Origin of the sequence: Streptomyces sp. P1-3 (assembly GCF_050613155.1) — a bacterium.
In the GTDB taxonomy this organism is placed as follows: Bacteria; Actinomycetota; Actinomycetes; order Streptomycetales; family Streptomycetaceae; genus Streptomyces.
The window spans coordinates 7542760-7555008 of record NZ_CP192512.1; the positions used below are offsets into that span (position 1 = coordinate 7542760).

The window sequence follows — 12249 nt, forward strand, 5'->3', positions numbered from 1 at the left end:
ATCGATTTGTCGCGGGGGAGGACTGTCATGGCGGTACGGGAGCATCAGCGGCGGAGTGCGGGGGCGGCCCCAGAGCCGGTGGAAGGGGGTGTGCCCGCAGGCACGGTCAGCCTCAGCCGTGCAGCCCGGGAACTCAACCTGAAACCAAGGGAATTCGCGCTCGCCGTGCAACTGGGTGAGGTCCGCACGGTGACCGGCGGCCCTGGCGAACGGCCCCGGGTGTGCCGAGCGGAGCTGGCGCGGCTGACGGCCACAGAGGAGTCGCCCCGGGCCTTGGCCGCGCGGCTTCGGGTGGTCGGCACGGCGGAGGGGGCGGAGCTGCTGCGCATCGGCCCGGCCAGGTTCGCCCGGCTCGCGCGGGGCGGCTGCCTCCACCCCGTCACCTTCTACATCAACCGCTACCGAGCCGTGGTCTGGCTCTATCTGGCGGTCGAGCTGAAGGAGTTCGCCGACCGCGAGCCTGGCCTGCTGCGCGGCCGTACACCGGAACGGCTGCGCGCCGCCGAGGCGTCGGGCGAGGACCTGCGGGCTCGCACATGGCGCGCCCGCAGGGTCGGCCAACTGCTGAGCCGGACGGAGGACCCCTGGGAGCGGGCCGCGGTCACGGCGGCGATGCTCGCCCCCGAGGACCTGGAGTCGGCCGTGCCGGACCCTCGCGAGCGGGCCTGTCTCGCCCGGTTCGCCCCGCCGCTGGTCGTGCCGAGGGCCGGGAGCCCCGCTTACCACGACGCCGTTGACGCCCTGCTGACCGCGGAGGACCCGGACGAGATCCGCGGCTACGCCCAGGCCCTGCGTACAGCACTGTCGGAGGCCCGCCGCCACCGGCCCGCGCTCCCGCCCCCGTTGCGGACGCCAGGGCGGGAGGTCATGGCCGAGCCTGCCGGGGACCCCACGGCTGAGACCCGCGGACACGCCAGGGCCGGAGCCTCCGGACCCGACAGGGCCGAGTCCGCTGGACACGCTGGGGCCGCGACTCCCGGAAGCGAGGTCGAATCCGCTGCATGCACGCGGCCCGGACCGGCAGCGCGCGAGCCGTTCCGGCTGCCGGACCGAGCACGCTCGCGGTGCTCACCGCGTGCGGCGAGCCCGACCCGGGTGCCTCACCCGCGCCCGTTCTGGCGGCGGCTGCTCGGCCGGAGCTGAGCTCCCGTCATCCACCGACCTTGCGGAACAGCCCCTCTTGCATCACGGATACCAGCAGCTTGCCCTCACGGTCGAAGATCTGACCGCGGGCCAGGCCCCTCGCGCCCGTGGCGATGGGCGACTCCTGCTGGTAGAGGAACCACTCGTCCGCACGGAACGGACGATGGAACCACATGGCGTGATCGAGGGAGGCCATGTCGAAACCGCGCGGCCCCCACAGCGGCTCGACGGGGATGCGCACCGCGTCCAGCAGCGTCATGTCGCTGGCGTAGGTCAGCGCGCAGGTATGGATCAGCGGATCGGAGCCGAGCGGCCCCAGCGCCCGCATCCACACCGCGCTGCGCGGCTCCGCGCCCTCCAGCTCCCGCTCCGACCAGCGCAACCGCTCGACATACCGGATGTCGAACGCCTGCCGCCGCTCCATGCGGCGCAGTGACTCCGGAAGCTCGCCGAGGTGCTCGCGCAGCTCCTCGCCGATCCTCGGCAGGCTCTCCGGCTCCGGTACCTCGGGCATCGGCAACTGCTGCTCGAACCCCGGCTCCGGCTGATGGAAGGAGGCCGTCAGATTGAAGATCGTCCGGCCCTGCTGGACGGCCACCACCCGCCGGGTGGTGAAGGACCGTCCGTCGCGCACCCGCTCGACCTGGTACACGATCGGCACCCCGGGCATGCCCGGCCGCAAGAAGTACGCGTGCAGCGAGTGCACCGGCCGCAGCCCGTCCGTGGTCCGGCCGGCGGCCACCAGAGCCTGCCCTGCCACCTGCCCGCCGAACACCCGCTGCAGCGACTCGTCGGGGCTCTGGCCGCGGAAGATGTTCAGCTCGATCTGTTCCAGGTCGAGCAGATCGACCAAGCGCTCGGCGGGACTGGTCATCGCTGGTGCCCTTCTGCTGGTGGTGCTGGCCGTGGAGGTGGCCTTTCGGAGACTACAGCTGACCCACGTCCGTGACCCGGACGACCGCGCGGCCCTCCTCGTCGGACGCCGCGAGATCCACCTCCGCCGAGATGCCCCAGTCGTGGTCGCCGTTGGGATCGGCGAAGGTCTGCCGCACCCGCCACAACCCGTGCTCCGGCTGCTCCTCGATCCGCAGCAGCTTCGGCCCGCGGGCGTCGGGGCCGGTGCCGAGGTCCTCGTATTCGTCCCAGTAGGCGTCCATGGCCTCGGCCCACCGGGACTCGTCCCAGCCGGACTCCTCGTCCATCTCGCCCAGCTCCGCGACCTTGTCCAGCGCGGCCAGCTCCACCCGGCGGAACATCGCGTTGCGCACCAGCACCCGGAACGCGCGCGCGTTCGCGGTGACCGGCTTGACCTGGTCGGCGCGCTCCTGCGCTTCTTCCGCCGACACCTCCTCCGGATTGGCCAGCTGCTCCCACTCGTCCAGCAGGCTGGAGTCGACCTGCCGCACCATCTCGCCCAGCCAGGCGATCAGGTCCTCGAAGTCGTCCGACTTCAGGTCGTCAGGCACGGTGTGGTCCAGCGCCTTGTAGGAGCTGGCCAGGTAGCGCAGCACGATGCCCTCGGTGCGAGCGAGGTCGTAGAGGGAGGTGAACTCCGTGAAGGTCATCGCCCGCTCGTACATATCGCGGATGACCGACTTGGGGGAGAGCGGATGGTCGCCCACCCACGGGTGGCTCTTGCGGTAGAGGCCGTAGGCGTGGAAGAGCACCTCCTCCAGGGGCTTGGGGTACGAGATGTCTTGGAGCCGCTCCATCCGCTCCTCGTACTCGACGCCGTCCGCCTTCATCGCGTTGACCGCCTCGCCGCGCGCCTTGTTCTGCTGCGCCGCCAGGATCTGGCGCGGGTCGTCCAGCGTCGACTCCACGACGGACACCATGTCCAGGGCGTAGGACGGGGACTCGGGGTCCAGGAGCTCGAAGGCCGCCAGGGCGAAGGTGGACAGCGGCTGGTTCAGCGCGAAGTCCTGCTGGAGATCGACCGTCAGCCGCACGATGCGGCCTTCCGCGTCCGGAGTCTCCAGCTGCTCCACGATGCCGCCGTCCAGCAGGGAACGGTAGATGGCGATGGCGCGCCGGATGTGCCGCAGCTGGTTCCTGCGCGGCTCGTGGTTGTCCTCCAGCAGCCGGCGCATCGCCACGAAGGCGTTCCCGGGCCGGGCGATCACCGACAGCAGCATCGCGTGGGTGACCCGGAACCGGGACGTCAGCGGCTCGGGGTCGGAGGCGATCAGCTTCTCGAAGGTGTTCTGACCCCAGTTGACGAAGCCCTCTGGGGCCTTCTTGCGGACGACCTTCCGGCGCTTCTTCGGGTCGTCCCCGGCCTTCGCGAGCGCCTTCTCGTTCTCGACGACGTGCTCGGGTGCCTGGGCGACGACGAAGCCGGCGGTGTCGAAGCCCGCCCGCCCGGCCCGGCCCGCGATCTGGTGGAACTCCCGCGCCCGCAGCGTGCGCACCCGCTGCCCGTCGTACTTGGTCAGCGCCGTGAACAGCACCGTGCGGATCGGGACGTTGACGCCGACGCCGAGTGTGTCGGTCCCGCAGATCACCTTCAGCAGACCGGCCTGCGCCAGCTTCTCCACCAGCCGCCGGTACTTGGGCAGCATCCCGGCGTGGTGCACACCGATGCCGTGCCTGACGTAACGGGACAGGTTCCGCCCGAACTTGGTCGTGAAGCGGAAGTTGCCGATGAGCGCCGCGATCTCGTCCTTCTCGGCCCGCGTGCACATGTTGATGCTCATCAGTGCCTGCGCTCGCTCCACCGCGGCCGCCTGGGTGAAGTGCACGATGTACACAGGGGCCTGGCGCGTCTCCAGCAGCTCGGTCAGCGTCTCGGTGAGCGGCGTCGCGCGGTACTCGTAGCTCAACGGCACCGGACGGGTCGCGGACCGTACGACCGCGGTGGGCCGTCCGGTGCGCCGGGTCAGGTCCTGCTCGAACCTGGTCATGTCACCGAGCGTCGCCGACATCAGGATGAACTGCGCCTGCGGCAGTTCCAGCAGCGGGATCTGCCAGGCCCAGCCGCGATCGGGCTCGGCGTAGAAATGGAACTCGTCCATCACCACCTGGCCGATGTCGGCGTCCTTGCCGTCGCGCAGCGCGATGGACGCCAGGACCTCGGCGGTGCAGCAGATCACGGGGGCGTCCGCGTTGACCGACGCGTCGCCGGTGAGCATGCCGACGTTCTCGGTACCGAACAGCTTGCACAGCTCGAAGAACTTCTCCGAGACCAGAGCCTTGATCGGCGCGGTGTAGAAGGTGACCTGGTCGTTGGCCAGCGCGGTGAAGTGGGCGCCCGCCGCCACCAGGCTCTTACCGGAGCCGGTCGGTGTGGACAGGATGACGTTCGCCCCCGACACCACCTCGATCAGCGCCTCCTCCTGGGCGGGGTACAGCGAGATACCCCGCTCCTCGACCCAGGTCGAGAACGCCTCGAAAAGCGCATCAGGGTCGGCGTCGGTCGGCAGCTGATCAATAAGAGTCACATCCCTATACTGCCTGGTTTTCCACGCGGCCCGGGAACCGGCCGTGCGTTCGAAGATCACTCGCCGCTAGGCTGTGCCGGGCCGAGGAGACCGATTCCCGCGCTGACGCGGGCACGAACAGGGGCGGGGAACGACCATGATGGGACCGGCGCACTCGCTGTCCGGGGCGGCGGCCTGGCTGGGAGTAGGGGCGGCGGTGTCGGCGGCGGGCCACGAGATGCCCTGGCCGGTGCTTGTCGTCGGCGCGCTGATCAGCGCCGGAGCGGCGCTCGCGCCCGACCTCGACCACAAGTCGGCGACGATATCGCGGGCCTTCGGACCACTCTCGCGCGGACTGTGCGAAGTGACCGACAAGCTGTCCCACGCCGTCTACAAGGCGACGAAGAAGCAGGGCGATCCACGCCGCTCCGGCGGCCACCGCACCCTGACCCACACCTGGCTGTGGGCGGTGCTCATCGGCGCGGGCGCCTCGTTGCTGGCGGTGGTGGGCGGCCGCTGGGCGGTGCTCGGCATCCTCTTCGTCCACATGGTGCTCGCCGTCGAGGGTCTCCTGTGGCGGATGGCGCGGGTCTCCAGCGACGTCCTGGTCTGGCTGCTCGGCGCGACGAGCGCATGGATCCTCGCCGATGTCCTGCATCAGCCGGGGAACGGCTCGGACTGGCTGTTCGGCGGAGCGGGCCAGGAGTACCTGTGGCTCGGCCTGCCGATCGTGCTCGGCGCGCTGGTGCACGACATCGGGGACGCGCTGACCGTCTCCGGCTGCCCGATCCTGTGGCCCATCCCGATCGGGCGCAAGCGCTGGTACCCGGTCGGGCCGCCGAAGGGCATGCGGTTCCGTGCGGGCAGCTGGGTCGAGCTGAAGGTGCTGATGCCCACCTTCATGGTGCTCGGCGGAGTCGGTGGGCTGGGCGCCCTCGGCTACCTCTGAGCCGTACTCTCACCCTCAAGTTCAGGGTGAGAGTACGAAGTGTGGGGGACCGGACGGGAGCACGGCGCCGGGCCGCCCTACTGCTGCCAGGAGCGCCACAGCGCGGCGTACGCCCCATCGGCCCGGACGAGCTCGTCGTGACTGCCCAGCTCGCTGATCCGGCCATCCGCGACCACGGCGATCACATCCGCGTCGTGGGCGGTGTGCAGCCGGTGCGCGATGGCCACCACCGTCCGCCCCTCCAGGACCCGCCCCAGCGAACGCTCCAGATGCCGGGCCGCGCGCGGGTCCAGCAGCGAGGTGGCCTCGTCCAGCACCAGCGTGTGCGGATCGGCGAGCACCAGCCGGGCCAGCGCCACCTGCTGAGCCTGCGCCGGGGTGAGCGCGAGACCGCCCGACCCCACCTCGGTGTCGAGCCCCTCGTCCAGGCCCCGGGCCCACGCATCGGCGTCCACCGCGGCGAGCGCCGCCCACAGTTCGGCGTCCCGAGCCGAGGTGCGGGCCAGCAGCAGATTGTCGCGCAGCGAACCGACGAAGACATGGTGCTCCTGGTTGACCAGCGCCACATGGCGGCGCACCCGCTCCGCGGGCATCCGCGCCAGTTCGGCGCCGCCGAGCGTCACCTCACCGGTCCGCGGCGCGTAGATCCCGGCGAGCAGCCTGCCGAGTGTCGACTTCCCCGCGCCGGACGGGCCGACGAGCGCCAGCCGCGTCCCCGGCCGCACATGCATCGACACCCCGTGCAGCACATCGCTGCCCGGCCGGTACCCGAACCGCACCCGCTCCGCCCGGACATCCCGGCCATCGGGCACCACCGCGCCGTCCCCGGTCCCCGCCTCGATCTCCCGGACCCCGACCAACCGGGCCAGCGACACCTGCGCGACCTGCAGTTCGTCGTACCAGCGCAGGATCATCCCCACCGGCTCGACGAGCATCTGCGCGAGCAGCGCCCCCGTCGTCAGCTCGCCGACCGTCATCCAGCCCTGCAGCACGAACGTGCCACCGATCATCAGGACCGAGCCGGTGATCAGCGTGTACGTGCCGTTGATCACCGGAAAGAGCACACAGCGCAGCCACAGCGTGTACCGCTCCCAGGCCGTCCACTCCCGGATCCGCTGCTCGGACAGCGCGACCCGGCGCCCGCCCAGCCGGTGCGCCTCGATGGTCCGCCCGGCGTCCACGGTCTCGGTGAGCGCGGCGGCCACGGCCGCGTACCCGGCCGCCTCCGAGCGGTAGGCGGCCGGCGAGCGCCGGAAGTACCAGCGGCAGCCCACCACCAGCAGTGGCACCGCGACCAGCACGGCCAGCCCCAGCGGCGGAGCCGTCGCGGTCAGCGCGCCGAGCAGCAGCCCGACCCAGACCACGCCGATCGACAGCTGCGGCACCGCCTCGCGCATCGCCTCCGCCAGCCGGTCGACGTCGGTGGTGATGCGGGAGAGCAGATCACCGGTGCCCGCCCGCTCCAGCACGCTCGGCGGCAGGCGCACGGACCGTACGAGGAAGTCCTCCCGCAGGTCCGCCAGCATCCGCTCGCCGAGCATCGCGCCCCGCAGTCGCACCTCGCGCACGAACACGGCCTGCACGGCCAGCGCCACCGCGAACAGAGCGACGGTGCGCCCGATATGCAGGTCCTCGGCACCCCCGGCCAGGTCCTCCACCAGCCCGCCCAGCAGATAGGGGCCGACCATGGACGCCACCACGGCAGCGGTGTTCACCGCCAGCAGCACGGCGAACGCCCCGCGATGCCGGCGCAGCAGTTCGCGTACATAACCCCGCACGGTCGCGGGTGTGCCCACCGGCAGCGTCGTCGCCGACTCCGGTGCGGCGGGGTCGTGCGCCGGTGGCGCCACGCCGATCATGCCGACTCCCCGATCTGCTCGATGTCCCTGTCCTTGTCCCCGGCCTTGTACCTGCCCTGGTCCGTGGCCTCGCCGACCCTGTCCGCGGTGCCTGAGCGCGGCGACCTCTCGCCGACCCCGTCCGCCGTTCCGCCCGCGTCGTCCCGCGCCCCGCCGCCGTCCACCGGTGCGCGGCTCTCCCGCTCCGGCTCGGTGGCACGGGTGACCACCGCCTCATAGCCGGGTTCGCCGTGCAGCAGCTCACGGTGCGTGCCGGCGGCCACAACGGTGTCGTCGTGCACGAACACCACCCGGTCGGCGCGGTCCAGCAGCAGCGGGCTGGAGGTGAACACGACGGTGGTCCGCCCGCGCCGCAGGCGGCGTACCCCCTCCGCGATCCGCGCCTCGGTGTGCGAGTCGACCGCCGACGTGGGCTCGTCCAGCACCAGCACCTCGGGATCGGTCACCAGCGAGCGGGCCAGCGCCAACCGCTGCCGCTGCCCGCCCGACAACGACCGGCCGCGCTCGGTGATATGGGCCTCCATCGGGTCCGGTGCGCCGCCTTCCGGCAGGGTGACCGTCCGTGCGAGCGCGTCCAGGACGTCGCCGCACTGCGCGGCGTCGAGCGCGGCGGACACCGCCACCGCGCCCGAGGAGGGCACGTCCAGCAGTTCGGCGAGCGTGCCCGAGAGCAGCATCGGGTCCTTGTCCTGTACGAGGACGGCGGCGCGCGCCACCTCCAGGGGTACGTCGTCCAGCGCCACTCCGCCGAGCAGCACCGACGGCACGGCCGAGGCCGGTGTGCCCGCCGTGCTCTCCGACTTCGCCGTGCTTTCCGACTTCTCCGTGCTCTCCGGCGTCTTCGACCTCTCCGCGTTCACCGACTCCTCCGCGTTCGCCGGGTCTTCTGGGTTCTCCGCGTCCCGGGCGGGGTGTCCGCCGAGTCGCTCGGCCAGCAGCCCCGCCGCGTCCGGATCGCCGCACACCACCGCCGTCAGCGCACCCGCCGGTGCCAGAAGCCCGCTCGCGGGGTCGTACAGATGGCCACCGAGGGGTTCGCCGCTCCACTCGTCCGCACGCTCCGCGGGGAGCGCGGACCGGCGCAGCGCGAGCACCCGCGCCGCGCGCCGCGCCGAGGGCCGGGAGAAGGAGTACGCCATCGCGATCTCCTCGAAGTGACGCAGCGGGAACAGCAGGAAGGTGACGGCGCTGTAGACGGTGACCAGTTCACCGATCTCGACCCGGCCCTCGTGGGCGAGCCGCGCCCCGTACCCCACCACACCGATCAGCAGCAGACCCGGCAGCACCACCTGCACCGCCGCGATGAGGGCCCACATCCGGGCGCTGCGCACCGCCGCCGCCCGCACCTCCTGCGAGGCCGTGCGATAGCGGGACAGGAACAGTTCCTCGCCGCCGATGCCGCGCAGCACCCGCAGCCCGGCCACCGTGTCGGCGGCCAGCTCCGTGGCCCGGCCCGCCTTCTCCCGCTGCTCGTCGGCCCGCCGCGTCGCCCGCGGCAGCATCGGCAGCACGGCGAGCGCCAGGGCGGGCGCGCCGAGCGCGACCACGACGCCCAGCGCCGGCTGGTAGAGCACCAGCGCCACACAGACCCCGATCACTGTGACCAAGGCGGCGGTGAAGCGGGACAGCGCCTCCACGAACCAGCCGATCTTCTCCACGTCACCTGTGGAGACCGCTACGACCTCGCCCGCGGCGACCCGGCGGGTCAGGGCCGCCCCCAGCTCCGCCGTCTTACGGGCGAGCAACTGCTGCACCCGCGCGGCCGCGGTGATCCAGTTCGTGACCGCGGCCCGGTGCAGCATCGCGTCGCCGAGCGCCGACGCCCCGCCGAGCAGCGCCATCAGCCCTCCCGCCAGCGCGAGCCGCGCCCCCGAACGGTCCACCACCGCCTGTACGGCGATGCCCACGGCGATCGGGAAGGAGGCCACGGCCGCCATGTGGACCAGCCCCCAGGCCAGTGCCCTGAGCTGCCCGCCCAACTGGTTCCTGGCCAGCCACACCAGGAAGCGCGGACCGGACCGCACATCGGGCCGTCCGGGATCGACGTACGGAAGATCACGAATCTGCATGGTGTCCCAGAGGCTCGAATGACGAAGAGACGTGGATGGCGAAGAGGATGAGGGAGGACGGTGAGACGGTCGGCAGGCAGGAAGGGGGAAATACAGCAGGCGAGAAGGCGAGCGGTGTGCTGGGCTCGGCCGTGAAAGGTTCGCGTCGTCAGGTCGTGGAATTCAACTGGTTTTACGCGAGGGCGCGCGGAACACGCCAAGGCCGCGTACCCGACCGCCGCACGGGAGTGCGACCATGGCGGACATGCGTATCTCCGGCACGATGTGCACCCGTACGGCCGCCCTGACCGCCATGGCTGTGATCCTGGTCGCGGGCTGCGGCGGCGGTGCGGACGACGGAGGCGGCAGGGGCGGCGGGGGCAAGAACAGCTCCGGCTCCGCCCAGCGGGCGGGGCGCAGCGCCGCGCCCACCGCGGACCCCACCCGTATCCCCGAGGTCGGCGACACGCTCCAGTCCCGCATCCCGGCCGGATCCCGCCAGGTGGTCGCCGTGTACGGCGAGAGGGAGGACTCTGCGGACGCCACCGCCGTCCTCTACACCAGGGCGGCCGGGGGAAGCGGCGCCTGGGAGAAGAAGCGCACCTGGCCCGCGCACATCGGCAAGCGCGGCTGGACGACCGACCACCGGGAGGGCGACAAGCGCAGCCCCGTCGGGGTGTTCACGCTCACCGACGCGGGTGGGGTCCTGCCCGATCCGGGGGCGCGGCTGCCCTACTCACAGGGCGCCGCGTTCGCCGCGCCGCACTACTGGCCCAAAACGCACTGGCACGACTTCGACTACGTCATCGCCATCGACTACAACCGGGTGAAGGGCACCAGCCCGATCGACCCCACCCGGCCCGAGGGGCAGCGCAAGGGCGGCAGCATCTGGCTGCACATGGACCACGGCAGCGGTACGTCGGGGTGCGTGAGCCTGCCCAAGTCCGGTATGGAGTACCTGCTGAAGACCCTCGACCCGCGGCAGCGGCCGGTCGTGGTCATGGGCGACAAGGCGCACCTGGCGACCTGAGACCAGGACGTCTCTGCCCGGTGACTTCCGGCCCGGCCGGAAGCCTGCGGCGTGGGAGGCCCGACGCCCGGCGTGAGCGCGGGCCCGGCGCCCGTCCGGCCGGGCCCGCACCCGCCGTCACTCCGCGGGCTTCGCGGAATCCACGCCCGGCCGGGCCTTCGCCCACAGCCCGCGCGTGAAGTCCGGGATCTCCTGCGGCGCGCCCTTCGCCTTGATGGACGCGTGGCTCAGCGGGACCGGCGCGCTCCAGGTCGCGGCGTCGTACACGTCGAAGTCCGGCACCAGCCCCAGCCGCATGCACTGCATCAGCCGGTACAGCATGATGTAGTCCATTCCGCCGTGGCCGCCGGGCGGGTTGCTGTGCTCCTTCCAGAGCCAGTGGTCCCACTGCGCGTAGGCGCCGAAGTCACCCCACCGGTCGTCGGTCATCTCGGGCTCGAGGTAGATCCGGGCCGGGTAGTCCTCGAAGACGCCCTTCGTCCCGCCGAGGATGTTCAGCCGGCTGTACGGGTGAGGGTTGGAGACGGCGTGCTCCAGCCGGATGACCCGGCCCTTCGCCGTCTGCACCAGACTGATCGACATGTCGCTCTCGACGTACGACTCCTTCCAGCTCGGGTCGCCGGCCGGCATGTGCTGCTCGCGGTAGGCGGCCAGCCCCAGGGCGGGTGAGCCGACCGTCGAGATCCGTACGGCGCGGTCGCCGCGGTTGACGTCCATGTAGTTGGCGACGGGGCCGAAGCCGTGGGTGGGGTAGACGTCGCCCTTCAGCCGGGTGTGCCACAGCCGGCGCCAGGGCCCCTCGTAGTACCCGGGATCGAACATCAGCTGACGCAGGTCGTGGATGTACGCGCCCGCGCCGTGCAGGAGTTCGCCGAAGAGCCCGGCGTGGGCCATGCGCAGCACCCGCATCTCGTTCCTGCCGTAGCAGCAGTTCTCCAACTGCATGCAGTGGCGGCGGGTGCGCTCGGACGTATCGACGAGTTCCCACAACTGGCCGAGTTCCATCGCCAGCGGACACTCCACACCGACGTGTTTGCCGCATCGCATCGCCGTCCGGCACATCTCGAAGTGCCAGTCCCAGGGCGTGGCCACAAAGACGAAGTCGACGTCGGCGCGCTCGCACAGGTTCTCGAAGTCGTGGTCGCCCTTGGTGTACAGGGCCGGGGCGGGCTGCCCGGCGGACGTGACCTTCGCGGCGGCAGCGGCGGCCTTGGCCCTGACCGTGTCGCACAGCGCGACGACCCGCACGCCCGGCAGGGCCAGGAACAGATCGATCATCTCGCCGCCGCGCTGGCCGAGGCCCACGAGGCCCACGCGCACGGTGCCGCGCCGCTCGAAAGGGACCCCGGCCATCGTGGCGTCCCGGCGCGGGGGAGTGCTCGGGACGGTGGGCGCGGTGGGAGCCGCGGCGGCGCTCTGGGCGCCGATACCGCTCATCCCGCCGACACCGATCCCGGCGCCTGCGGCACCCGCGGTCCACAGTACGGACCGGCGGCTGGGCTGCTGCGGTGTTGCCTCGTTCATCGATCCTCCAGGAGAACTGACGTGCGCGGCTGGTGGTCGAACCACGGTCAGGAACCCTGGCGGGTGAGGCGTGGGAGGCACAAGAGAGCGGATTGGACTTATCGGCACGGGAAGTTGGACTTCTCCGCGAGAGCGGGCGATGGCACGCGAGGCGCCCCGGCGGTCGCGGTGGCACGTGAGGCGCTCCGGTGGTCGCGGTGGCACGCGAGGAGCCCCGGTGGTCGCCCGCCACCGCCGTGTGCCCGGGAGTGCGCGACGCACCCCCGAAGCGGGGAGA

General features: G+C 71.8%; 8 protein-coding genes. 3 read left to right on the top strand and 5 right to left on the bottom strand.

Annotated elements, in window-relative coordinates; translation table 11 throughout:
- Nucleotides 1–90: 90 nt before the first annotated feature.
- Nucleotides 91–1143: a DUF6397 family protein gene (locus ACQUSR_RS32180; protein ID WP_431046702.1), complete on the top strand. Its 1053-nt coding sequence runs from the start codon at nt 91–93 to the stop codon at nt 1141–1143.
- 7 nt (nt 1144–1150) lie between these two features.
- On the opposite strand, the gene ACQUSR_RS32185 is transcribed toward ACQUSR_RS32180, so the two are convergent.
- Nucleotides 1151–2017, bottom strand: coding sequence for an acyl-CoA thioesterase (locus tag ACQUSR_RS32185; protein ID WP_431046704.1), 867 nt, complete (start codon nt 2015–2017; stop codon nt 1151–1153).
- Between the two features lie 52 nt (nt 2018–2069).
- Entirely contained in the window at nt 2070–4583 is a 2514-nt protein-coding gene (locus ACQUSR_RS32190; protein WP_431046706.1) for a DEAD/DEAH box helicase, read from the bottom strand.
- A gap of 136 nt (nt 4584–4719) precedes the next feature.
- Here ACQUSR_RS32190 and ACQUSR_RS32195 point away from each other — a divergent pair, with 136 nt between their 5' ends.
- On the top strand, nt 4720–5511 hold the full coding sequence (locus tag ACQUSR_RS32195) for a metal-dependent hydrolase (RefSeq protein WP_431046708.1): 792 nt from the start codon (nt 4720–4722) through the stop codon (nt 5509–5511).
- Nucleotides 5512–5588: 77 nt separating this feature from the next.
- On the opposite strand, the gene ACQUSR_RS32200 is transcribed toward ACQUSR_RS32195, so the two are convergent.
- The gene (locus tag ACQUSR_RS32200; RefSeq protein WP_431046710.1) at nt 5589–7370 is read right to left on the bottom strand and encodes an ABC transporter ATP-binding protein; all 1782 of its coding nucleotides are present in this window, start codon (nt 7368–7370) and stop codon (nt 5589–5591) included.
- Entirely contained in the window at nt 7367–9439 is a 2073-nt protein-coding gene (locus ACQUSR_RS32205; protein WP_431046712.1) for an ABC transporter transmembrane domain-containing protein, read from the bottom strand. The genes ACQUSR_RS32200 and ACQUSR_RS32205 overlap by 4 nt, the downstream gene beginning before the upstream one ends.
- Before the next feature lie 244 nt (nt 9440–9683).
- Here ACQUSR_RS32205 and ACQUSR_RS32210 point away from each other — a divergent pair, with 244 nt between their 5' ends.
- Nucleotides 9684–10448: a L,D-transpeptidase family protein gene (locus ACQUSR_RS32210; protein WP_431047976.1), complete on the top strand. Its 765-nt coding sequence runs from the start codon at nt 9684–9686 to the stop codon at nt 10446–10448.
- Between the two features lie 117 nt (nt 10449–10565).
- Here the strand turns inward: ACQUSR_RS32210 and ACQUSR_RS32215 are convergent, their stop codons facing one another.
- Nucleotides 10566–11972: a Gfo/Idh/MocA family protein gene (locus ACQUSR_RS32215; protein ID WP_431046714.1), complete on the bottom strand. Its 1407-nt coding sequence runs from the start codon at nt 11970–11972 to the stop codon at nt 10566–10568.
- Nucleotides 11973–12249 lie beyond the last annotated feature (277 nt).

What these genes read in the sequence shown, in the direction of transcription:
- ACQUSR_RS32185 (WP_431046704.1), bottom strand. Translation starts at nt 2,017, where the DNA reads ATGACCAGTCCCGCCGAGCGCTTGGTCGATCTGCTCGACCTGGAACAG.
- ACQUSR_RS32195 (WP_431046708.1), top strand. Translation starts at nt 4,720, where the DNA reads ATGATGGGACCGGCGCACTCGCTGTCCGGGGCGGCGGCCTGGCTGGGA.
- ACQUSR_RS32200 (WP_431046710.1), bottom strand. Translation starts at nt 7,370, where the DNA reads ATGATCGGCGTGGCGCCACCGGCGCACGACCCCGCCGCACCGGAGTCG.
- ACQUSR_RS32205 (WP_431046712.1), bottom strand. Translation starts at nt 9,439, where the DNA reads ATGCAGATTCGTGATCTTCCGTACGTCGATCCCGGACGGCCCGATGTG.
- ACQUSR_RS32210 (WP_431047976.1), top strand. Translation starts at nt 9,684, where the DNA reads ATGCGTATCTCCGGCACGATGTGCACCCGTACGGCCGCCCTGACCGCC.
- ACQUSR_RS32215 (WP_431046714.1), bottom strand. Translation starts at nt 11,972, where the DNA reads ATGAACGAGGCAACACCGCAGCAGCCCAGCCGCCGGTCCGTACTGTGG.